Annotated in this window: 18 protein-coding genes; 10 read left to right on the forward strand and 8 right to left on the reverse strand. The window is 69.5% G+C overall.

Translation table 11 applies throughout. The annotated features are described in order from the left end of the window. Positions 1-157 precede the first annotated feature (157 nt). Positions 158-3,538, reverse strand: coding sequence for a GH92 family glycosyl hydrolase (locus OG510_RS33920; RefSeq protein ID WP_406141847.1), 3,381 nt, complete (start codon positions 3,536-3,538; stop codon positions 158-160). 300 nt (positions 3,539-3,838) lie between these two features. Here OG510_RS33920 and OG510_RS33925 point away from each other — a divergent pair, with 300 nt between their 5' ends. Next, positions 3,839-3,973, forward strand: coding sequence for a hypothetical protein (locus tag OG510_RS33925; protein WP_406141848.1), 135 nt, complete (start codon positions 3,839-3,841; stop codon positions 3,971-3,973). A 7-nt stretch (positions 3,974-3,980) separates the two neighbouring features. Here OG510_RS33925 and OG510_RS33930 read toward each other — a convergent pair whose 3' ends face one another. From OG510_RS33930 to OG510_RS33945, 4 genes are all read right to left on the reverse strand, one after another. Continuing rightward, the gene (locus tag OG510_RS33930) at positions 3,981-4,421 is read right to left on the reverse strand and encodes a hypothetical protein (RefSeq protein ID WP_406141849.1); all 441 of its coding nucleotides are present in this window, start codon (positions 4,419-4,421) and stop codon (positions 3,981-3,983) included. 782 nt (positions 4,422-5,203) lie between these two features. Next, positions 5,204-6,028 carry an SAM-dependent methyltransferase gene (locus OG510_RS33935; protein WP_406141850.1) on the reverse strand — a complete coding sequence of 275 codons (825 nt, stop codon included), beginning with the start codon at positions 6,026-6,028 and terminating at the stop codon, positions 5,204-5,206. Positions 6,029-6,499: 471 nt separating this feature from the next. Beyond that, positions 6,500-6,928, reverse strand: a complete 429-nt coding sequence (locus OG510_RS33940; protein WP_406141851.1) for a RidA family protein — start codon at positions 6,926-6,928, stop codon at positions 6,500-6,502. A 49-nt stretch (positions 6,929-6,977) separates the two neighbouring features. Continuing rightward, positions 6,978-7,667 carry an HD domain-containing protein gene (locus tag OG510_RS33945; protein ID WP_406141852.1) on the reverse strand — a complete coding sequence of 230 codons (690 nt, stop codon included), beginning with the start codon at positions 7,665-7,667 and terminating at the stop codon, positions 6,978-6,980. 106 nt (positions 7,668-7,773) lie between these two features. On the opposite strand from OG510_RS33945, the gene OG510_RS33950 reads away from it, so the two are divergent. Next, positions 7,774-8,742: a GlxA family transcriptional regulator gene (locus tag OG510_RS33950; protein ID WP_406141853.1), complete on the forward strand. Its 969-nt coding sequence runs from the start codon at positions 7,774-7,776 to the stop codon at positions 8,740-8,742. Positions 8,743-8,752: 10 nt separating this feature from the next. Continuing rightward, the gene (locus OG510_RS33955) at positions 8,753-9,955 is read left to right on the forward strand and encodes a cytochrome P450 (protein ID WP_406141854.1); all 1,203 of its coding nucleotides are present in this window, start codon (positions 8,753-8,755) and stop codon (positions 9,953-9,955) included. Between the two features lie 158 nt (positions 9,956-10,113). Here the strand turns inward: OG510_RS33955 and OG510_RS33960 are convergent, their stop codons facing one another. Both OG510_RS33960 and OG510_RS33965 read right to left on the reverse strand, forming a co-directional pair. Beyond that, the gene (locus OG510_RS33960) at positions 10,114-10,458 is read right to left on the reverse strand and encodes a hypothetical protein (protein WP_406141855.1); all 345 of its coding nucleotides are present in this window, start codon (positions 10,456-10,458) and stop codon (positions 10,114-10,116) included. Positions 10,459-10,559: 101 nt separating this feature from the next. Then, complete coding sequence (locus OG510_RS33965) at positions 10,560-11,147, reverse strand: TetR/AcrR family transcriptional regulator (RefSeq protein ID WP_406141856.1); 588 nt, start codon at positions 11,145-11,147, stop codon at positions 10,560-10,562. A gap of 146 nt (positions 11,148-11,293) precedes the next feature. Between OG510_RS33965 and OG510_RS33970 the strand changes: the two genes are divergently transcribed. The 5 genes from OG510_RS33970 to OG510_RS33990 all read left to right on the forward strand — a co-directional run bounded on the left by OG510_RS33970 (position 11,294) and on the right by OG510_RS33990 (position 18,319). Continuing rightward, on the forward strand, positions 11,294-12,394 hold the full coding sequence (locus OG510_RS33970; protein ID WP_406141857.1) for a saccharopine dehydrogenase NADP-binding domain-containing protein: 1,101 nt from the start codon (positions 11,294-11,296) through the stop codon (positions 12,392-12,394). Positions 12,395-12,650: 256 nt separating this feature from the next. Then, positions 12,651-14,399 carry an MFS transporter gene (locus tag OG510_RS33975; RefSeq protein ID WP_406142695.1) on the forward strand — a complete coding sequence of 583 codons (1,749 nt, stop codon included), beginning with the start codon at positions 12,651-12,653 and terminating at the stop codon, positions 14,397-14,399. A 48-nt stretch (positions 14,400-14,447) separates the two neighbouring features. Continuing rightward, on the forward strand, positions 14,448-15,887 hold the full coding sequence (locus OG510_RS33980; RefSeq protein ID WP_406141858.1) for an amidase: 1,440 nt from the start codon (positions 14,448-14,450) through the stop codon (positions 15,885-15,887). Positions 15,888-15,925: 38 nt separating this feature from the next. Then, a complete protein-coding gene (locus tag OG510_RS33985; protein ID WP_406141859.1) occupies positions 15,926-16,576 on the forward strand; it encodes an HAD family hydrolase in 651 nt (216 codons plus the stop codon). Between the two features lie 267 nt (positions 16,577-16,843). Next, positions 16,844-18,319, forward strand: coding sequence for a glycoside hydrolase family 43 protein (locus OG510_RS33990; protein WP_406141860.1), 1,476 nt, complete (start codon positions 16,844-16,846; stop codon positions 18,317-18,319). An 84-nt stretch (positions 18,320-18,403) separates the two neighbouring features. On the opposite strand, the gene OG510_RS33995 is transcribed toward OG510_RS33990, so the two are convergent. Then, entirely contained in the window at positions 18,404-19,912 is a 1,509-nt protein-coding gene (locus OG510_RS33995; RefSeq protein WP_406141861.1) for an arabinofuranosidase catalytic domain-containing protein, read from the reverse strand. 311 nt (positions 19,913-20,223) lie between these two features. Here OG510_RS33995 and OG510_RS34000 point away from each other — a divergent pair, with 311 nt between their 5' ends. Both OG510_RS34000 and OG510_RS34005 read left to right on the forward strand, forming a co-directional pair. Then, positions 20,224-20,721: a potassium channel family protein gene (locus OG510_RS34000; RefSeq protein WP_406141862.1), complete on the forward strand. Its 498-nt coding sequence runs from the start codon at positions 20,224-20,226 to the stop codon at positions 20,719-20,721. Between the two features lie 135 nt (positions 20,722-20,856). Then, positions 20,857-22,392 (forward strand): ABC transporter substrate-binding protein, encoded by a 1,536-nt coding sequence (locus OG510_RS34005; protein WP_406141863.1) that lies wholly within the window; start codon positions 20,857-20,859, stop codon positions 22,390-22,392. Positions 22,393-22,394: the final 2 nt, after the last annotated feature.

The raw sequence follows: 22,394 nt of genomic DNA on the forward strand, positions 1-22,394 counted from the left end.
GCCGCACCGAATGCCCTTCGGACTGTCACGGTTACTGATCGCGATCAGAGGTGGGAGCCGTACCCGCCGCGTACCGATGACGGGAGGCCCGGTGCTGGTGAGCACCGGGCCTCCCGCCCATCGCTGAGAACCTGTGGGGCAGGTGCGCTTGCGACTGTCAGTGTTCCAGGGTCATCGCGTAGATCTCGAGCTCGCTGTTGCGTTGCCAGTCGAGTCCTCCGGACCCGGGCGCGGTCCATGCCGGCACGGACGGTGTTGCCAGGGACAGGGACCGGACCTGCTTCCCGGACTCCAGCGGGACGGTCGTTTCGTAGAGCGACGCCTTGGTCGTGGTCTTCCCGGTTCCAGCCTTGAGCTGGTACGCGGTCGTCAACGAGACGGCGTTGCCGAAGTCCGGAGCCTTGTTCGTCCAGCCGGTGAGTTCGAGCGGAACCGTCGCGGTACTGCCGTCGGTGTAGGTGACGACGGCGGTGGCCGACGCGGCACCCGTACTGCCGTTGTCGGACGCGCCCACGATGTGGAGGCTGTCGTAGTTGCCGGAGGGGAGGGCAATTGCCTGCCCGGTGGACTTGACGAAGTTCTTGCTGCTGCCGGAGGTCGGGGGCGCCTGGTAGGTCGTCCCGCCGAAGGTGACCGGCCCCGGCGCGGGCAGTTGGTCGGCGGCGAAGCTCGTACCCGTGCCGTCGAAGTCTCCCTCGCCCGGCGCGGCGAGCGTGGCGACGCCGTCGTTGTTGTAGGCGGCGGTCAGGTCGACGGCGCACGAGGTGTCCGTCCGGACCGCGCAGCCGGCCCCGGCTGGCTGGACCACGACGGTGACGGTCTTCTTGACCGGAGCGGCTCCGGGGAGTTTCGCGGTGACCGACACCTTGTAGGTGCCCGCTTTGGTTCCGGCCGGCGTGGTGATCCGCAACCGGTCGTTCATCTGGGCGGGGAGCCCGTCCGAGCCGGCAGTCGCCACCGCGCTGGACGGAGACACCGACCAGCCCTTCGGCGCCGTCGCGGTCACGGCGACCCGCGCGGTGTGCGAGGACGTGGCCAGCAGAGTCAGGTCGACCTGCTGCCGTGAGGCGCGACCCGCCGTAGGCTCCATGACAACCTGGTCAGGCGCGACGTCAGCGCTGAGCCGGTGCTGCGGATCCGGCGTCGTGTCGATCGACGGCGGGACGTCCTTCGCGGCTGTCGCCCACGCGGTGGGCTCGGTGCTCAGGGCGTAATCGACACGCCCACCGTGGGCGATGTCGGCCTGGTCGACCCATGCTTTGTCCCAGGCCCTGCCGTTCACGGTTGCCGAGGCGATATAACGGTTGGCCATGCTGGTGCCGGGCGCGGAGATCGTCAGAGTTCCGCCCTGTGTCCGCCCGTAGTCGCCGATCCGCACTCGGGCGTTCGGGAACTGCGGAGTAGTGATGACGTCGAAGTTGCCGCCACTGGTCGTGGGGTAGAGCCCCAGCGAGGACATCACGTACCAGGACGACATCTCACCCATGTCATCGTTGCCGGGGATACCGCCGGGGCTGTTCGTGAACAGGGTTTCCTGCGCCCTGACCACGGTCGCGGTGTTGCCGGGCCGCCCGGTCCACGCGTAGAGGTACGGCGCGATGAGGTTCGGCTCGTTGTTCGGGTTGTACTTCGTGGAGTCGTAGTAGTTGTACGGGTCACTTACCCAGGCCGTGTGCGCGGTCCCTGCCGGGTCGGTGAGGAGAGCGTCGTAGGCGAAGAAGTCGTTCAACCGGCTGTTCGTCGCGTCGTTGCCGCCCAGCATGCTGACGAGCCCCGCCGGGTCCTGGGGCACCATCCACTGGTACTGGCTCGCGTTCTGCTCGTGCAACGCGTGGTTGCTCGTGACGGGGTCGTACGGGGTCAGCCAGGTGCCGTCGGCCGCGGTGCGGGGTCGGAACTGGCTGGTCTGCGTGTCGAAGACGTTCTTGTACGCCTGGCCCCGCCTGGCGAACATCGTGGCGTCGGTCGCGTGGCCAAGACCCTTCGCCATCAGCGCCAACGACGCGTCAGCCGCCGCGTACTCCAGCGTGGCCGACGTGCCGTAGTAGCAGTCGTTGTCGTTCGACTTGGTCGGACAGCAGTTGCCGCTCGTCCCCCCGCCGCAGTCGGCGTTCGGCTTCACGTTGAGGCCGTAGGGGATGTACCCGCGTTCCGCGTAGTACGCGGCCCCGGCACGCCCGTTCTCACGAACACCGGCGGGCGGCACCTCGGTCGCGTTCGCCCGGAGGTACTTGTACGCCTCTTGGGCGTCCGCTCCGGTGAGCAGGCCCTTCGACCAGCCCTCTACCAGGAACGGCGTGACCGGATCACCGGTCATGATGTTGCCCTCCTGGTCCTCCAGATACCAGCGCGGAAGCGCGCCGCCCTCCCGCGCGATCGCAAGAATCGACATGTCGATGTCGTGCGCGACCTTGGGAACGAGCATCTCGATGAGCTTGTTCTGTGTCCGGTACGTGTCCCACAGCGAGAGGTTGCTGTAGGGGGTGTAATCCCTGGCGGTGTGGATCTTCTTGTCGGCTCCGACGTAACGGCCGTCGACGTCACCGACGATGTTCGGATCGACCATGGAGTGGTACAGCGCCGTGTAGTAGGCAACTTGCCGGTCGTGCGAACCCCCACCGATCGCGGCCTTGTGCAGCATGGTGTTCCACTCGCCGTTCAAGGCCTGGTGCACGGCGTCGAAGTCGAATCCGAACTTCCCCGTCTCCGCCGAGAGGTTCTTGTGGGCGCCGGCGAGTCCGGTGAAGGAGAGCCCCACCTTCGCGACCACGGGAGCATCGTCCTTCCTCGTATCGAACGTCACCCACGCTCCGTTGGACCCCTTGGCGGCCGATTCACGGGACCCCGGGCTCCGGTCGGCGCCCTTCCAGGTGCCGTACGACGCGAAGGGGCGGCTGAGCTGCGCGACGAAGTAGGTCTTCTTGGAATCCTCGACCCACCCTTCGACCGTCCGGCTGCCGACGACGCGGATCTCGGAACCGGTCACGCCGGCACCGGCGTTGAACAGCACGTTCGCCCGAATCGTCCGCGGGAACTTGTACTGCTGCCACCCGGTCCGTGCGGTCGCCGTCAACCCGGCGGTCACGCCGTACTTGTCGAGCTTCGTCTGGTAATAGTCAGGTCCCGTCGTCTCGTTCGCATGACTGAAGGTCGACGCGTACTGTGCCGGGTCGGTCGAACTCACCTCGCCGGTAGTGGGCATCAACGGCAAGTAATTGAACCTGCATCCGTTGATCGTCGTCTGACTGAACCCGACGACCGTGTCGGACGACTCCTTGTCACACCCCGTGCCATCGGCCGTCTTCATCAACGGACTCTCCTGCGCCAGGCCGAACGGTGCGCCCGCGGCGGGGAAGGTCAGCCCCTCGTTCTCGGTCCCGATGAACGGATTGACCAGCTTCGTCAGATCGCTCCCCGCTCCCGGCGTCGCGGCGGTCGCTTCCGCCGCCGCCGACTGCGTGGCGGCGTTCGCGCTCGCCACGGTCCCGGTGGCGGATCCCGCGGTGGCGAGGGCGATGCAGAGCGCAGCCGCCCCCAACCGGCCTCTCAGGCGCCGTGCCCTCGACCCGTTCCGGTTCGGTGCGTATCGCGTTGATTGCATACCACTCCCGCCCTGCTCCAGCTCGTGGACATCGTTGTCATGCACTGCACGTGACGTGACGCTAGATCGTCTCCTCCACCCCCTGCAAGGGGTTACTGCTCCGTCACTTGGCTGCGGTGGCAACCGTTGCCGGGCTGCTTCCCGCCGCCGCCCCTTACGACGACCGGCGTTCGTCTCCGTGCAACGTCACCTCGGACGGCGGCGGCTTCGGGAAGCGGGTGTTCACCAAGGGTTTTCGTGAACGACTGCGACGACGCTCGGACGCCCGGGCTGCTGGTGAGGATCGCCATGGGGCGCCGGCCCGCCTTCGGGCCTGGCACCTCCTGGAGTTACTCCAACACCAACTACGTACTCGCGGGCGTGCGCCGGTGATTCCTGGTCAGCGGCGGCCGGTGGACAGGATGACGAGGAACTGGCCACCGCCCGCCTCGATGTCGGCGGTCACAGCCACCCCCGGTACGAGTCGGGAGAACCGGTCCACCAGCCAATCCGCCGCTTCTTGGGCGTCTTCCCTGGTCGGACAACGGCCCACCATCTCGCGGCCCCCCTTGCGCTCCAGCCTCGCGGCAACACTGATCAGCGGCGCGGGTTCGACCACGTACAGGCGGTCCGGCCAGGCGATGACCACCTTGACCGCCCCCTTGCGAGAGTTGCATCCGCGATGCGCGAGCCGCTCGGCGACCTTGGCTTTGCGGTCGGCGGTCCGGCTGTCGACGCTGGGCCCCCGCAGGTCGTTCACCGACTCGTCGGGGTCGACCGGTTCGTCACACACCCAGCAGCGCCAGCCGTCGCGCTCTGCCACATCATCAAGGAGACTCATCCGAGCAAACTAGCCTGCCCGGCCGCTGGCCCGCACACCAGGATGCGCGCGGCTCGGGTGAGGCGGAGCCTCGCCGTCGGCGTTGGTGGCGTCATCGGTCAAGCCGTCGGCATGGCCCAGGGCCATGACCGGCTCGGCCCGGCCTCATCCAGCGGCTCTGCCCCGCGCCTGGGCCGTGGCAGGGTGAGCCTGACCGGCTGTTTTGGCTGTCGGGGTGACGGGTTTTGAACCCACGGCCTCTTCGTCGTCCCGAACGAAATTGGGTCAACCTGCGGGGTGTTCGTCAGCTACCCGTGCGGTTGCCTTAACGGATTTTGGCGGACACCAACAGGGACAATCCCGAACGGCAGGTGCGGCTGAGCTTCCTGGGCTGACCAAGCGTGCTCGCGTGGGGGTTTCGCCTTTCTCTTTGTGGCCTTATGTGAAAGGTGAAACCACGAATGGAGATCCGGTCCGGTGGAAGCGAGTATCGGGTTCCAGCGGAAGTTGATGGCGATCGGCCGCAGCACGGGTTGCGCGCCGGCGAAGAATGGCGAGTACCCCCTGGATCTTCATCCGCGTCCCGGGCTTCCGTGCCAAGGCCTGGTGTGTTCTGGATCTCCACGTCCGCATGTCCGCATGTCCGCATGCCCGCACGTCCCCACGTCCGCACGTCCGCATGCCCGCACGTCCCCACGTCCCCACGTCCCCACGTCCGCACGTTCGAGGGTTCCCTGCTGGGCGAGGACGAGTATGTTCTCACCCAGCGACGAGAAGACCTCCGTCAAGGCCCGGGCTGACTCCTAACGCTTACGTGCGACTCCGCCGAACATCGCTACCTCGTCCGGAATGCCGGTGGCTCCCGTCTCGGGACGCCAGCGGTTGCACGACACCACTCCGGGGTCGAGGAGTTCCAGCCCTTCGAAGAACCGGGTGACCTGGCCAGGAGTGCGTTGGGTGAGCTTCGGGGTGCCGTGTTCGTTCCAGAACGCCGCTGCCGCGTCCACATCGGGCATGGCCGGATCCTTGATCGTGTGAGAGAGGACCAGGTGGCTTCCGGACGGCAGCGCATCCATCAGGCGGCTGACGATGCCGCACGCCTCGACGTCGTCCTCGAGGAAGATCACCACGCCCAGGAGGACGAGTGCGACAGGCTCACTGAGATCCAGCGTCTTCGCCGCGTGTTCCAAGATGACGTCGACGTTGCGCAGGTCTTCGTCGAGGTAGTCGGTCTTCCCCTCGGGTGTGCTGGTGAGCAGGGCACGGGCGTGGGCGAGCACCAGGGGGTCGTTGTCGACGTAGACGATGCGGGATTCCGGCGCCAGCCGTTGGGCGACCTCGTGGGTGTTGTCGGCCGTCGGTAGGCCGGTACCTATGTCGAGGAACTGCCGGATCCCGCGGTCGGCGACCAGGTACCGCACCGCACGTCCGAGAAACAGCCGATCCGCCTGAGCGTAGTCGCCGATGCCCGGGTGCAGCCGGCGGATCTGGTCACCGGCTTCCTGGTCGACCGGGTAATTGTCCTTGCCGCCCAGCCAGTAGTTCCAGATCCGGGCCGTGTGCGGCTGTGTGGTGTTGATCCTCTCGCGATGCTGGGAAGCATCAGAAGGAGTCGGCTGCTCGGCCACGGGGTCTCCTTTTGGAGTCAAGCTCACGTCAAGGTCAACACGCAGCCTACATAAGCGATTTGCACCTCGATCGAGGATCGCAAGTCGTCTGCGCGATCAGCTACCTCAGGCGTGAGCCGAGGCGCTGCGGGTCCTGTGTGCGAAACAACCCGCGGGGTTCCCGATGTCCGGTGCTGCGAGGCTGAGAGGGCAGCACCACGACCGGGTGCTACCGGCCCTCGACGAGAACCTCGGCGAGGGGAAACGTACTGATGGAGACATCGGGAGCCCACGCCGCACCTGCGTTCTGCGAGCGTCGCTGTGCGCGGGTGCGGCTTCGGGAATCCCGATGTGGAGCCCGCGACCCCGACAATCTGAGATTGTCCTGACGGAGCTTCGCGGATGCCACAACAGGGACACTCCCGACCGGCAGGTGCGGCTGTCGTTCCTTGCCTTGGGGCGGAACGCCGGCCGGGAGTGAAGAAGCCGCACCTATCGGGACGATGCCCCGTCGGGATACGTGGCCGTCGCGCGGATTTCGACCAGGAGTTCCGGGCTTGCCAAGCCGCTGACGCCGATGATCGACCAAGCCGGGTAGGGGGCGTGGATGACGCGCTGCTTGGCCTTGAGGAAACCAGGCATGTGCTCCTGGATGTCGACGTGGTAGCTGGTCACGTCGACCAGGGCGGAGAGGTCCAGGTTCTCCAGGCGGAGGATTTCCTCGATGCGGCGGAGGGCGATCTCGGTCTGTTCCTCGGCGGTTTCTCCTGCCGTTCCGTCGGGGCGGCGGCCGATCTGTCCGGCGATGAAGAGATGGCCGTGCGAACGGACCGCGGGGGCATGGCCGAACCGCGCGAAGGCGCTGGTCGTCTGGCCGAAAACTTCGGAGTCCTCGGGGACCTCGACAGCGTAGGTGGTCATTGGGATGAGTCCTTTCGTTTCATCGGCAGGCAGGGGCGTAGCGGGGAAGTCAGTTACCCCATCGGGACGAGCGGCAGGCCAGCTCCAGCCGGGTCTGGCCGAACGTGTCGCGTTCGCGGAGGAGTTCACCGGGAATCGCGTACCGGGGTGCGTTCTTCGGGTTCTTCGCGGCTTGGGCGACGATCGCGTCGGTGAGTGAGCGGATCATTTCCAGCCGTGGATAGGCGGCGTGGACGGAGTCGGCCTGCTCGTCGGTGACGGCGTCGATGTGGTCGGCCCCGAGCGGGCCGCCGAAGTCGAGCGCGACCCCTTCGCGGACGAGGGTGCACAGCGTGCCGCGGCGTTCCGCGATGCCGGGGGACGTATGCAGGGCGATGGCCTGCCACACCTCGTCGGCGTCCGCCGCCGGCACTCCGCGCCCGATGAGGAACTCGGCGGCCCGGTCGGCGCCTTCGACCTCGAACCGTTCACTGTGCGGGCTGTCCGACGCCACCCCGAGATCGTGCATGGCACACGCGGCGAACAATAGGTCGTCGTCGTAGTCGAGGCCTGCGGAGAGGGCGAGGCGGGACGCCACCAGCCGGGCGAAGAGGTAGGTGCGGACGCTGTGGTTGAAGACGGACGGCGTTTCCACCGGCCGGATGAGCTGCACGACGGCGTCGGCGAGCGGTGTGCCGGGCAGCACCGTCAGGCCGGCGGCCCGCTCGCGGGCCTGGGGGGTCGGGATCGGTTGGTTCATGCTCTCGAGCTTGACTGTCGCTGCCCTGACCTGGCGAGTGGCAATATTGCCTCTGTTGAATAGGATAGTGACATGAGGGTGACATGAGTGGCATGGGAGTGTTGACGTGACGGTGCATCGAGTCGCGGTACTGGTCCTGGACGGGGTCACCCCGCTCGATCTGGCGATCCCGGCGCAGATCTTCAACGCCCGCCCGGAGACTCCGTACGAGATGACGGTCTGCGCGCCCAGCCCGAAGGTGGCCACCACCGCGGGCTTCACGTTGGACGCGCCCGGGGACCTGGAGTGGGTGCGGGACGCCGACACCGTGATCGTGCCCGGATACGAGCCGCTCCTGCGGCCGCCCGAGGCCGTACTCGGTGTGCTGGCCGAGGCCCGTGACCGGGGGCGGCGCGTGGTGTCGATCTGTACGGGCGCCTTCGCGCTGGCCGCGGCGGGCCTGCTGGACGGGCTGCACGCCACGACCCACTGGAAGCACGTCGATGATCTCGAACGGGACTTCCCTGCCGTCACCGTCGATCGCGACGTGCTCTACGTCGACGAGGGGGCGGTGCTCACGTCGGCCGGTGTGTGCTGCGGCATCGACCTGTGCCTGCATCTCGTCCGCCGCGATCTGGGGGCGGCGGTGGCCAATGGAATCGCCCGCGGTCTGGTCGCCGCCCCGCATCGCGACGGCGGGCAGGCCCAGTACGTGCCGGCTCCCGTCGCGGTGGCTGGTGAGGCGTCACTCTCCGGCACCCGGGGATGGGCCCTGCACCGGCTCGACGAGCCGCTCACCCTCCGCGAACTCGCCCGGCACGCGGGCCTTTCGCAGCGCACCTTCATGCGCAGGTTCACCAAGGAGACAGGCGCGACCCCGTTGCGGTGGCTGCTCGACGCCCGTCTCGGCAAGGCCCGGGAGCTGCTGGAGACCACCACCCACTCGGTGGACCGGGTGGCGCGGGACTGCGGGCTGGGCACAGCCGCCAATCTGCGGCTGCACTTCCGGCGCGCCCTGGGTACCACCCCCACCGCCTACCGGCGCACCTTCACACTGAGCCGGGAAGACCGGATTCCTGACCGGAGTTCTGCCTAGGGTGGAGTCCATGTCCACCACAACGCCCAGCCAGCCGCCCTTCGTTGACCCCGCAGAGCTTGTCGCGGATCCGTACTCGGTGTACGCGCGGCTCCGCGAGGCAGGGCCGGTTCACCGCATCGCCGGAACGGACGGGCTTCCGGCCTGGCTGGTCACCCGCTACGACGACGTACGCCAGGCACTCGCCGACCCCCGGCTCTCCCTCGACAAACGCCATGCGAAGCCCGGCGGTTACCACGGGCTCGCGCTGCCGCCGGCGCTGGACGCGAACCTGCTGAACATGGACCCGCCGGACCACACCCGCATCCGCCGCCTGGTGTCCCGGGTGTTCACCCCGCGCCACATCGCCCGTCTGCGCGAACCCATCAGGGAAACCGCCGACTCGCTGCTCGACGCCATCGAGCCGCACGGTCACGCCGACCTGATCGCCTCGTACGCCGCGCCCCTGCCGATCGCCGTGATCTGTGACCTGCTCGGCGTGGCTCCGCACGACCGCCGGGACTTCCGGTCCTGGACCGACGCCCTGATCGCCCCGGACCCGGCACAGCCGAGCCGGGCGAAGGAAGCCATCCGCAGCATGCTGGCCTTCTTCACCCAGCTGATCGCCGACAAGCGTGCCGCGCCCGCCGACGACCTGCTCTCCGCGCTGACCGCCGTACGCGACGACGGGGACCGGCTGAGCGAGGACGAGCTGATGTCCCTGGCCTTCGTCATCCTGTTCGCCGGGTACGAGAACACCGTCCATCTGATCGGCAACTCCGCCCTGGCCCTGCTCACCCACCCCGGCCAACTGAGCGCGCTCCGCGCCGATCCCGGCCGACTGGGCGGCGCGGTGGAGGAGTTGGCCCGCTACGACGGTCCGGTGCCGGTGGCCATCCGGCGCTTCCCCACCGAGGACATCACCATCGGCGGGGTCGGTGTCCCGGCCGGTGAGACCGTCCTGTTGTCCCTGGCGGCCGCGCACCGGGACCCGCGTCGCTTCGCCGAGCCCGACCTGCTCGACATCGGCCGGGACGCCACCGCTCATCTCGCCCTCGGCCACGGCATCCACTACTGCCTCGGCGCACCGCTGGCCCGGATGGAGACCGAGGTCGCGCTCGCTGCGCTCCTCGACCGTTTCCCCGCCCTGGCCCTCGACACCGCTCCGGGCGAACTCCGGTGGCGTCCCTCCATGCGCGCCCGCGGGCTGATCGAACTGCCGGTGCGCTACTGATCAGACGTCACTGATGGCACCTCGCTGATCGCACGTCACTGACCGCACGTCATTGATCGCACCTTGTCGGTTCAGCTCCCACAGCGCTGCGCAGGGGCTCGCGGGGGCTCTGGCGGACCATGGACCGGCATCCTCGTGCCGGTCCATGGTGGTGACAATCAGCCGGCCGGCGGTGGAGGCCAGGTCTCGTCAAGGAGGACCTGGCGGCGCTCGGGGGCGCCGTGGTGCTCCATGACGGTGTGGACCAGTGCGGTCGCCCCCTCCGGAGGCTCCAGTAGACCGTGGTAGTGCCAGCACACGGCCCGCTCCGTGAGGTGGTCCCAGGCTGGGTGGTCCGGGCGGTTCAGGCGTACGCCGTTGTCGGCTCCGGTGCGCCACCACCAGAAGTTGGTCTCGGCCGCCAGGAGCCCGCGTACTCCGGGCAGCCGGCCGGCGATCTCGTTCTCACCGAGTACCACCACGGACCGCCGGGTCGGCGAGCGCCGCCAGCTGATGGAACGCACGCCGTGCAGGAAGCCGGTGCGGGGTGGGGCGGTCGGGGTCGCAGAATCCGTGCAGGTCGTTCCCTGCGCGGGCCAGGACCGCCTCGTCGCCCAGGGGGCGGTCAGTCCCCGCACTCGATGTCCGCGACCACCGTTTCCCGGAGTGTCGTGACGACGGTGCTGAAGCAGGACGCGAAGTCCAACTCCCCCCGCGCGTCGATCCATTGGGCGAACGCGCTCCGGAAGGCGACCGTGGCGATCCGGGCCACGAGATCCGCCCGGCCGGGATCCACGCCGCGCCGCCCGAGCGCGTCGGAGACGGCGGTGGCGACCGATGCGAGCTTGGTGCGCTCGCGTTCCTGGAGCTCCGCGCTGCTGTCGATCACCGCGCGGCGTTCGGTCGCGTGACCGACGTCGACGTACGACGTGAGCCGTGCGCCGGCCCGGGCGATGCCGTCGAGCGCCGCGGTGAGCGGGGGTGCGGACCGGTCGGCGGCGAGCACCGCGTCGGCAGCCGCGGCGGGCAGCCGTTCGGAGCCCGCGAACAGGACTTCCCGCTTGTCGGGGAAGTAGCGGAAGTACGAGCGGCGGGTGATCCCGGCGCGTTCGGCGATCCGCGTCACGGTCACGCTGTCGTACCCGTGCTCCCTGTAGAGCTCCAGTGCGGCCTTGGTGAGGCGCTCTTCTGTTCCGGGGTCCCATCTGGCCATGGCTCGACGATAGCAAGTGATGTCTCACTGTGTCGTCGGTGCTAGCCTGGGAGGCGAGTGATGACACAGTGAGACATCGATAGTGGGCCGGGTGCGGGGGTGGCCGGTCGCGGTGGAGAGGAGCCCCGATGACGCAGGATGTACCAATGACACAGGACGTACCGATGGCGCGGAACGCACGGACGCATGAGGTGTGGATCCTGGGTGCCACCGGCCGGATCGGCCGTGCGGTCGCCGAGCGCCTCACGGCGCGGGGGATCACGCCCGTGCTGGTCGGGCGGGACCGCGAACGTCTGCGCCGGGCCGGAGCGGATCTCGGCCCCGGCGGCGACAGGAAGATCGTCGTCGCCGGTACGGCGGAACGTATCGCCGCCGAGATCGTGCTGGAGCGGCCGCTCGTCGTCGTCAACACCATCGGCGACTACGCCGGAACGGCCGCGCTGATCGCCCGCGCCTGTATGCCCGGCGGGCACTATGTGGACCTGGCGGCCGACCTGTCCGCCCTTCCCCGGCTGCTCGCCCTGGACGCTGACGCGACGGCCGCCGGCAGCACGCTCGTGACCGGCGCGGGGTTCGGCGTCCTGGCGACGGAGGCCCTCGTCGCGAAACTGTGCGAAGGCCGGCCCGCCCCGTCCCGGGTGCACGTCGACGCCCTGGCCTCCGTGGCCACCGAAGCCGGCGTCATGGGCGCCTTCGCCGCGAGCACCGTCGATGTACTGACCACCGGCGGGCGCCAGTACGCGGACGGCCGGCCGGTCAGGGTGCGGCTCGGCGCGAACCCGCAGCGGCTCACCCTGCCCGACGGGCAGACCGTGCAGTCGGCGGGCGTGCCGTCGGGTGAACTCCTCGCCGCCCAGCGGGCGAGCGGAGCCCCGTCCGTCACCGTCTCCTCCGCCCTGGCCCCGGCCTCGCCCGTCGTACGGGCCGCCCTGCCCGTACTCGGCGCGCTGTTGTCGGTCCCGGCCCTGCGGCGTTTCGCGGTCCGGCGGCTGGCCCGGGTCCCCGTCGAAGCGGCTCCCAGGCCCCGACAGCACTCCTGGGGGCACGCGGTCGTCACCTGGCCCGACGGCACCCGCCGTGAGGGCTGGCTGCGCGCGGATGACGGGATGGACTACACCGCCGATGTCGCCACCGAGACCGCCGTCCGGCTGGCCCGCGGTGAGGCCCGGCCCGGCGCCTTCACTCCGGCGGCCGCCTTCGGTCCCGGCCTCGCCACCGCCGCCGGGGGCGAATTCGTCCTCGACTGAGGGCGTCGTGCCGGGCGTGCCAGGTGCAGGAACAGGTGCAGGAACGGGTGCAGGTGCAGGTCGCGCCCGTACCGGTCATGCCGGTCGTGCCACCGCCGGGCTGCCCGCGCCGTTGTCGACGCCCGTGCTGTCCGCGGTGCCCGTGCCACAAACTTGCCTCCGACCCCTTCTCCATACCGACTGGTCGGTACTAGCCTGCGCGGGGCGAGCACGCACTGTGGCGTGCGGTCGACCAGCACGAGGAGGCACGGTGTCGATGTCGCCACCGCCGACGCAGGAGCCGGACACGGCGCGGCCCGCCGGAACGCGCCCCGGACGTCTGACCCGGCCACGGCTGGAGCACTATCCCGAACGCGGCGCCCGGTACTGGTACTTGGGGATCGTCGTGCTCGTCACGATCGTTCTCTACTACCAGCTGTACGTCCAGTACGCGGTGTCGACCGCCATCATCGCCCAGCTCCACATGACGTTCCTGTACTTCGTCTACATATCGGTGGCGGCCAACGCCGTCGGCGCGTTCGCCTCACTCGTCGCAGGGCTCGCCGACCGCTGGGGCCGGGCCAACATCGTGGTCTACGGCCTCCTGGTCGTCGGTCTGCTCACCACGTTCGTCCTGCCCAACGCGCCGGGAAAGGCGAGCTATCTGCTCAGCTACTGCGCCGTGGCCTTCGTCGAGGGCATGATCCTCGTGGCCACCCCGGCCCTCATCCGCGACTTCTCGCCGCAGCTGGGCCGGGCATCGGCGATGGGCTACTGGACCATGGGGCCGATCGTCGGCAGCCTGGTGGTCACCGCGGTCACCTCCCGTACGTACGGGGCCGCCACGACCTGGCAGGACGAGATCAGGTTCGCCGGTATCAGCGGCCTCGTCCTCTTCGTGGTCGCCCTGTTCGGCCTGCGGGAACTCGCCCCGGCGTTGCGCGACCAGATCATGGTGAGCGTGCGTGACCGGGCACTGATCGAGGCCCGCGCCAAGGGCATCGCCGCCGACGCCGCGCTGCACGGCCAGTGGCGTCAGATGATGCGCCTCGACGTCATCGGCTCCGCCGTGGCCATCAGCCTCTATCTCCTCCTGTACTACGCGGCCGTCGGCAACTTCGTCGTGTACTTCGCCACGGCCTTCGGCTACTCGGCGCAGCGCGCCAACGCCCTGCTCGACTGGTACTGGGGTGCCAACGCGATCGCCCTGGTGCTGGCGGGACTGCTCTCCGACCGGCTGCGGGTGCGGAAGCCGTTCATGCTGCTGGGCGGTCTCGGATCGATCGGCTTCACCCTCGTGTTCACCCTGCACGCCACCCAACCGCACACCGGCTACTACACCTTTGCCCTCATCCTCGCGGGCATCGGTGTGACCAGCGGCATCGCCTACTCCCCGTGGATGGCGAGCTTCACCGAGACCGTCGAGCGGCACAACCCGGCAGCCACCGCGACCGGGCTCGCGGTCTGGGGCTGGATCGTACGGATCACGGTGGCGCTGTCCGCAGCCTGTGTCCCCCTCGTGGTGAACACGGTGACACCGCTGATCGAGCACGGCGCGGAGGTCGAGCACGCATCGGTCCAGGCGGCTCCCGCGCTGGCCATCACGCGTGCCCACCCGAAACTGTTCGCCGAACTCGACGCGTACGCACCCGGCAAGGTGCCCCCGTCGCTGTCGGCCCGCGCACAGCGGGAGGTCGGGGCCGACCGGCTGAACACCGTCCGGAAGGCGGCGCCGCAGCTGAAGGTCCTCCGCGAGCACGGCCCCGAGGTGGCACGGGCCGGCGCCGACAACGCCGGTAAGTGGCAGACCTGGTGGTGGGTGTGTCTGGCCGGTCAGGTGCTGTTCCTGCCGTTCGTCTTCGTGATGACCGGGCGGTGGCGGCCCCGTGACGCCCGGCGGGATCTCAAGGATCATGAGGAGGCGGTGGCCCGTCAGGTCGCCGCACTGCGGCAGAGCCCCCAGGGTTCGGCGAGCCCCGAGGGTTCGCAGAGCCCCGAGGGTCCGCAGAGCCGTCGGATCGGTTAGTCACCTCAGAGCAGCCATCGAAGCGAAGTCCCGGGAAAGCAGGAGCGTATGACCGTCCCCACCGCACTGCACGCGCTGACCGCACTGGAGCAGGCCACCGCCGTCCGCAAGGGCGAGGTCTCTCCGGTGGATCTCGTACGGCATCATCTGGCACGTGTCGAGGAGTACGACTCACGGTTCGGCGCCTTCATCACGCGGACGCCCGATGCGGCGCTGTCCGCCGCGGCCGCTTGGCAGGACCGGCGCCCCGGCGATGAAGCGCCGTCGGCCCTCAGTGGTGTCCCGACCGCGGTGAAGGACCTCGTCGACACCGCCGGGGTCCCGACCACGTACGGATCGAAGGCATTCGCGGCACATGTGCCGTCGGCCGACGCGCACAGCGTCACCAGGCTGCGCCGCGCCGGCATGATCAGCCTCGGCAAGACCAACACCCCCGAGTTCGGCTGCTGCTGCTACACGGACAACGACCTGGTGGGCCCTGCCCGTAACCCCTGGAACCCGGCACTGTCCGCCGGCGGCTCCAGCGGCGGCGCGGCGGTCGCCGTGGCGCTCGGGCTCGTCCCCGTCGCCCATGCCAGTGACGGCGGTGGCTCCATCCGGATCCCGGCGAGTGTGTGCGGGCTGTTCGGCATCAAACCCTCGCGGGGACGGGTGAGTTCGGGCCCGGCGGGAGTCGAGGCCACGGGGCTCTCCGTGCAGGGGCCGCTGGCCCGCTCGGTGCGTGACGCGGCGGCCCTGCTCGATGTGCTGGCCGGGCCCGAGCCGGGAGACCCGCACTGGGCGCCGCCGCTGCCGCCGGGCGAGACGTTCCTCGGCCACGCCGAACGCGCCCCCGGGCGGCTGCGCATCGGCCGGTACGCGACGCCCGCCACCGAGGGTGTCTCCGTGGACCCGGAATGCCTGGCCGCCTGGGAGCACGCCGCACGGCTGCTGGAGAGCCTCGGGCACATCGTGGAGGACATCCCGACGCCATTCGGCCCCGAGCTCACCGGCCACTTCGTGAACGCCTGGGGCGTGCAGTCGCTCGGTCACCCCCTGGACGCCGAGCGTGAGGCGCTGCTCAGGCCGGTGACGCGGGCGTGGCGGGAGTACGGAAGGGGCGTCTCCGGGGAGCAGTTCGCCGCCGCGGTCAACGGAATGCACCGGGCCGCACGCCGTGCGGTCGAGGCGACCAGCCAGTACGACGTCGTCCTCACCCCGACCCTGGCGACCCTGCCGCAGCCCGTCGAGTTCTTCGACGAGTCAGGTGACCCGCTCGAAAACCTCTACCGCCAGGCCGCGTTCAGCGCGTTCACCGGCCCGTACAACATGACGGGCCAGCCCGCGGTCAGCGTTCCGCTGTACTGGACCGCCGATGCGGGCATCCCCGTGGGGGTCAGCCTCGTGGGCCGTCCGGCCGACGAGGCCACACTCATCGCGCTCAGCGCCCAGCTGGAGGACGCCTGCCCCTGGCGGGACCGGTACACGCGCCTGCGGGCATCGGTGTGAGGCGCGACCCGCTCGGTCGCGCCCCGTAGCATGCGGGTGTGACCAAGCCGATTGAACTCGTGATATTCGACTGTGACGGCGTTCTCGTGGACAGCGAGCGCATCGCGGTACGGGTGGACGCGTCGAGCCTGGCGGCGCTCGGCTGGGAGCTCAGCGAGGCCGAGATCGTCGAACGGTTCATGGGCCGCTCGCATGCCGACATGATCACCGATGTCGAACGGCACATCGGGCGCCGGCTTCCGGAGGGCTGGGAGGCCGGCCAGCTCCAGCTGTACCGCGAGGCGATGGAGGCCGAACTCACCGCTGTGGACGGTGTGGTGGAGGCACTGGACCGGATCCGGCTGCCCACCTGTGTGGCTTCCAGCAGTGGCCACGGCAGCCTCCGCCACACCCTGGGTCTCACCGGGCTGTACGCACGCTTCGAAGGCCGGATCCACAGTGCGGCGGACGTGGCCAACGGCAAGCCGGCGCCCGACCTCTTCCTGCATGCCGCGCGGCGGATGGGGTTCGCCCCCGACGTCTGCGCCGTGGTCGAGGACAGCCGCTACGGTGTGCGCGCCGCCCGCGCCGCCGGTATGCGCGTCTTCGGCTACTGCGGCGGGCTCACCCCCGCGGACTGGCTGCACGGACCGGACACGGTGGTCTTCGACGACATGCGCCGGCTGCCGGATCTCCTCGCCGGGGCGTGAGCCCGGGGCGGTGTCCCCGGCCGTGCCTCCGGCGGTGCCCCGGCGGTGTATCCGGCTACGTCCCGGTCGTGTCCGCCCATTCGTGGTCCGCCCATTCATGGTCCGCGATGTCGTGGTCCGCGATGTCGTGGTCTGTGAACTCGCGGTCGGCGCCCACGCCTCCTTGACGCCGTATCAGCTCCACTCTACGGTGACGCAGCATCGGTATTACAACGATGCAAACCGGTGATCCGGCGCGCGAAGCGGTCCGCATAGAAGGAGTCCCTCATGCGCACGCAGCCCCACGGAACCGTAAGTCCCCTGCGCATCCTGCGTCTGCTCGGCGTGCTGACCGCGCTCGGGCTGATGCTCGCCGGAACGTACGCCCTGCCGCCCGCCAGAGCCGCCGCAGCGGTCCCACAGGTGAGCGCCGCGGGGACGTTCCGGAACCCGCTCAACACCGGCCCCGACCCGTTCATGACGTACTGGAACGGGAATTACTACCTGACCACCACGCAGGGCAACAGCATCCGCATGTGGCGCTCGCCGTCCCTCAGTACGCTGCTCACCGCCGATCCCATCACCGTCTGGACCGACAGCGACAGCTCACGGAACCAGGGCATCTTCGCGCCCGAGTTCTACCGCTTCGGCGACCGCTGGTACCTCTACTACACCGCTGACGACGGCGTCGACGACCACCACCGGATCTACGTCGCGGAGTCCGACGCCGACGATCCGGCGGGCTCCTACCACTTCAAGGCGGAGCTGGCGCCGCCCAACCACGCGGCCGACTTCGCCATCGACCCCGGCATCCTCCAGCACAACGGCCGCCTCTACCTGGCCTACAGCGGCATCAACCAGTACCAGCACAACGGCCTGAACCTCGCGCCGCTGTCGAATCCGTACACCGTCTCGGGCGACGCGGTCGCCATCGACGGGGCGGGCGGCTGCCCCGAGGTCCGTGAGGGGCCGGAGTTCCTCTACCGCAACGGGCGCACCTGGATGACCTACTCCACCTGCGACACCGGGAAACCGGACTACCAGATCTGGATGATGTCGCTGCCGTCCGACGCCGACCCGCTGGTACCGGGCAACTGGACGCAGCACCAGGGGCCGGTCTTCTCCCGCGCCGACGACCACGGCGTCTTCGGCCCCGGCCACCACACCTTCTTCCGCTCGCCCGACGGTACCGAGGACTGGATGGCGTACCACGCCAAGACCACCTCGGCCAACACCTACAGCGACCGCACCACCCGCGCGCAGCGCATCGGCTGGAACGCCGACGGGAGCCCCGACCTCGGCCGGCCGCTCGCGATGGGCGCCACCCAGGATCTCCCGTCGGGTGACCCGGGGCCCGGTGCCTACTGGATCAACGACGACGGCCGCTCCAGCGGGGACGGGACCGTCACCTACACCGGTGACTGGAACTCGGGCACGGGCTGCGCCGCCCAGTGCTTCTGGAACGACGACCACTGGAGTGACGCGGCCGGGAACACCGCCACGTACACCTTCACCGGCACCCGGATCGCCCTGCTGTCCGTCCGCGACACCGGGAACGGTTACGCGGGGCTCAGTATCGACGGCGGCGCCGAACAGCGGCTGGACTACTACGGTGCGATCCGCACCGGGGAGACGCTCCAGTTCCTCAGCCCACGTCTGCCCTACGGAAAGCACACGCTCCAGGTCCGGGTGACGGGTGAGCACGACGGCCAGTCCCAGGCGTCGTACGTGAGCGTGGACCGGGCTGAGGTCTACGTCAACTGACGGCTGTAAAAAACAGTTGATGCTGAATCAGGTGAGGGGTACGGGAACCCGCCGGTTCCCGTACCCCTCACTGCGCGCCGGGCCTCAGTTCAGGGTGAACTTCTGGGCGGCCGCGCCGTTGCAGTCCCAGATCCGCAGATGGGTGCCGTTGGCAGTCGCACCGTCGGGGGAGTCGAGGCAGCGGCCCGACTGGGGGTTGAACAGCGAACCGTCGGAGCGCTGCTGCCAGACCTGGCCGCCGACCCCGTTGCAGTCCCACAGTTCGACCTGGGTGCCGTTGGCCGTGCCGTTGCCGTCGATGTCCAGGCAACGGCCGATGGTGCTGAGGGATCCGTTGGAGTGGTGGGTCCAGTACTGGTCCTCGGCGTAGGACTGGCAGTTCCAGAGCTGCACCGCCGCTCCGTTGACCCCGGTGTCGTCCGCCGCGACATCCACACACTGGCCGCCGGGACCGGTGATCGTGCCCTGCGGGCCGTTGGGCACATTGGTCTGACCCGAGTACCCGGCCGCGACCACGTTCGCCTGGACCGCGTCCTCGGCCGCGTCGGTCGGATAGCCGGAGACCATCACACCCTCGAAGAACGTGCCCATGTTCCGGTTGCTGTTGTCCCCTCCGGTACCGAGGATGATGCCGCCCTCCTGCTGCATGGGCCGGTATCCGCTCCGCGTCGGCAGTGCGCCGTCCCACTGGGTTCTGAGGCCGCCGGTCTGCGAATCGCCTCCCTTCAACGCGTAGGTCGTCTGTCCGTTGTTCTTCAGCATGGCGGTGACATAGGTGCTGCTGTTGCCGGTGTTGGCCGTGTTGGAGCCGTTGTCGCCCTGGAACATGCCGTTCTCCATGTCGGCCTCGACCCAGGGGCCCGAGCCGGTGCACGGTGCGAAGTAGCACGTGGTGGCGATCGATACGGCGTCCATGTGCCCGTTTCCGGTGTCGGCCGGGGTGCTCTCCGCGTTGCCGTAGTCGAAGCAGCAGTCGGAGCCGACGTGTGTCCCGCTGGCCACCATGTAGGCGCCCTCGGCCTGGCCGTTGACCGCGGTGCCGGACGCCGCACCGTTGGAGCGGTAGCCGACTCCGGGTGAGATCCAGATGCCGTACACCTTGTGGCCGCCCGCCGTGACCGAGAGCTCGGCGGCGTCGGCCCCGCGGTCGGCCGCGCCCGCGGTGCCAGCCGGTCCCGGATCGAGGTCGTTGTGGCGAGAGGTCTGGTCGTAGACCTTCGTGATGGCGCATGTGGTGTCCGCGCAGAACGTGTCCTGCGCGGCGGCGTCGGCGTAACCGCCCTGGGAGAGCAGGCCGATGTCGGTCCTGGCGCCGTCCGATGCCCGGGTGACCTGGTAGAGGGGGCCGTTGTACGAGGACAGCAGGGCGCGTGTCGTGCTGTGCGCCGCGACGCAGGGGGTGCCGGCCGCGCTGTAGATGTCGCAGGGCAGCGAGCCGGCCGCCTGCGACGCCGCCGGAAGCCCGACCAGGGCGCCGATGACGAGGCCCAGGGCCGCCAGGGCCGACAGCAGCAGTCTGCGCAGACGGAGCGGTTGTGGCCGCCCGATGAGGTGGGGGACGGTTCTCGCGGCGACGGATCTGTCTTCGCGCATGGTGTGCTCCCAGTGGAGTGGTGGGGGAGTGGAGCTCAACCTGCCGATGCGGCACGGGAGTCCACGCCGCTCGACACCTTCGCCGGGAAGCTACGCGCACGGGTCGTCGGCGTCAATATTTGTTGCTTTGGTTTTCCTTCCAACCTTGGAACTGGTCAGAATCTGTTGACTTTCGTGGGACGTGAGCGTGCGCGTGGGGGTGGAGGTGAGGGCCGCGGCGCGACGCGCGCACCGCGGACTGTTCCCGGAGCCGGGGGTGACCGCGAGTACGTTCATGGCGAAATGTCCGCCGTCCCGAGCGAGGTGCGTCCATGCCGCCGGTTTTCGTCTCCACCCTGCTGCGGTGGCTGCTGAGCGCGCATCAGCGCCGGCTTCATGTGCGGGCGTCGCTGTGGGCCGCCGCGGTCACCACGCTGGTGCTGCTGGGCGGGGCGTGGCTGGTGGTGCGTGCGGAGGCGTCGGCACCGCACGCGACCATCACGTCCTTCCCCCTGGGGGTGTGGTGGTCCATCGAGACCGCGACCACCGTCGGGTACGGCGACATGTACCCGGTGACGGCGTGGGGCCGTGTCATCGCCTGTGTGGTGATGCTGGTCGGGATCGCCCTGTTCGGGATCGTGACGGCGGCCCTCGCCACCTGGTTCGTCGGCGGAGCCGCCCGCGGTCTGCGGGAACTGGGCGGAACACTCAAGCGCGCCGAGCACGTGGGCCGGGAGGACGCCTCGGAGGAAGTCAGGTCCCTGCATGAGCGGTTCGACCGGCTGGAGCGCCTGCTGCGGGAGGGCGGCGGTCCGCCCGCACCGCGCTGAGGCCGTCCGGCCCCGCCCGCGCGGCAGCGCGTTGACAGGTCCGCAGCCGACATGGTCACCTACTTGCATACAGCTTGCACCTGCATTTTTCACGCAATAGGGCAAGAGGGGTCTTATGAAGAGGTGAGTCACAGCGTGCCCGTCGACAGCACCCGCCGTGGGTTTCTCGGACTGGCCGGCGCCGCCGGAGCGGTCCTGCTCAGCTCCTGCGGGCCGGGCGGGAGTTCGGACTCGGCCCCGCCGCGCCGGGGCGGCACCCTGCGGGCCGTGTTTCCCGGCGCCGGGGCCAAGGAGACGCTGGACCCGCACGCGCAGCGCCAGTTCGTGGACATAGCCAGACACAAGGCGATTTTCGACAAACTCGTGGACCTCGACGCGACCCTGCGTCCCGTGCCCCGGCTGGCGCGCAGCTGGCAGCCGAACGCCGACGGCACCGTGTGGCGGTTCACGCTGCGGGCGGCCACCTTCCACGACGGTCACCCGCTGGACCCCGACGACGTACTCTTCAGCCTCTCCCGCATTCTCGATCCCGGCGCCGCCGACCATCTGGCGAAGGGCTCGCTCTCCGTCATCGACCTGAAGCGGTCGAGAGCGGTCGGCAAGCACACGGTGGAGATCACGCTGAAGCGGCCGAACGCGGAACTGCCGTCGCTGCTGGCCATGACCGGCACCGCCGTCGTACGGAACGGATACCGCGACCCGTCCCGCCCGGTGGGCACCGGCCCCTTCCGCTTCGGCTCCTTCACCGCGGGCCGCTCCTTCACCGCCCGCCGGTTCGACGACCACTGGGCCGGCGCCCCTTACATCGACGAACTGCACATCCTCTCCGCCGCCACCGAAGCGCGGTCCAACGCCGTACAGGCGGGCGAGGTGGAGTACGCGCACGAGATGACGCCCACCTTCGCCCGGCTGATCCGGGCGAACACGCGGGTACGGATCGTCTCCGCCCCACGCAGCGGTGCCGTCGGCTTCGCGCTCAAGACCGACCGGCCGCCCTTCGACGACCCCGACGCCGCGATGGCGCTCAAGCTCCTCGCCGACCGGAAGCGCCTGGTCGACGTCGTACTCGGCGGGCAGGGCGACCTCGGCAACGACATGTACGGCAAGGGGTACGAGTACTACCCCGCCGGTGTGCCGCAGCGCGAGCGGGACGTCGCCGAGGCCCGTCGGCTGCTGCGCCGCTCCGGCGCCCTGAACAAGCGCGTCACGCTCTACACATCGACGGCCGCCGACGGGTTCGTCGACGCGGCGCACCTCCTGGCCGGCCAGGCCGCCGACGCCGGTCTGCGGATCGAGGTCACCACCGGGCCTCCCGAGAGCTACTTCACCGACCTGCTCGGCACCGGCATGGTCGGCAGCCACCGCTGCGGAGCGATGCCCATCCCCACCTACATCAGCGAGCGGCTGCTCGACGGCTCACCGCAGAACGCCACGGCCTGGCACCACAAGGACTTCGACCAGGACTTCGCGCAGGCCCAGGCCATCACCGACGAGAAGAAGCGCACGGCGCGGTACGGATCCGCGCTGCGCACCGTGCGGGACAAGGGCGGCCTGCTGCTCTGGGGCCACTCCGACTGGCTGAACGCCGTGGCGAACCGGCTGCACGGGGTCAAGGGCATGCCCCCCAACACGGTCGACTGGGCGCGGTTCGACAGAGTGTGGCTGGCCTGACC

It is taken from the genome of Streptomyces sp. NBC_01089 (assembly GCF_045162975.1).
Taxonomy (GTDB): Bacteria; Actinomycetota; Actinomycetes; order Streptomycetales; family Streptomycetaceae; genus Streptomyces.

Coding starts and splice junctions, on each gene's coding strand:
- OG510_RS33930 (WP_406141849.1), bottom strand. CDS start 4,421: ATGAGTCTCCTTGATGATGTGGCAGAGCGCGACGGCTGGCGCTGCTGG.
- OG510_RS33940 (WP_406141851.1), bottom strand. CDS start 6,928: ATGACCACCTACGCTGTCGAGGTCCCCGAGGACTCCGAAGTTTTCGGC.
- OG510_RS33945 (WP_406141852.1), bottom strand. CDS start 7,667: ATGAACCAACCGATCCCGACCCCCCAGGCCCGCGAGCGGGCCGCCGGC.
- OG510_RS33955 (WP_406141854.1), top strand. CDS start 8,753: ATGTCCACCACAACGCCCAGCCAGCCGCCCTTCGTTGACCCCGCAGAG.
- OG510_RS33965 (WP_406141856.1), bottom strand. CDS start 11,147: ATGGCCAGATGGGACCCCGGAACAGAAGAGCGCCTCACCAAGGCCGCA.
- OG510_RS33970 (WP_406141857.1), top strand. CDS start 11,294: ATGACACAGGACGTACCGATGGCGCGGAACGCACGGACGCATGAGGTG.
- OG510_RS33975 (WP_406142695.1), top strand. CDS start 12,651: ATGTCGCCACCGCCGACGCAGGAGCCGGACACGGCGCGGCCCGCCGGA.
- OG510_RS33980 (WP_406141858.1), top strand. CDS start 14,448: ATGACCGTCCCCACCGCACTGCACGCGCTGACCGCACTGGAGCAGGCC.
- OG510_RS33990 (WP_406141860.1), top strand. CDS start 16,844: ATGCGCACGCAGCCCCACGGAACCGTAAGTCCCCTGCGCATCCTGCGT.
- OG510_RS33995 (WP_406141861.1), bottom strand. CDS start 19,912: ATGCGCGAAGACAGATCCGTCGCCGCGAGAACCGTCCCCCACCTCATC.
- OG510_RS34000 (WP_406141862.1), top strand. CDS start 20,224: ATGCCGCCGGTTTTCGTCTCCACCCTGCTGCGGTGGCTGCTGAGCGCG.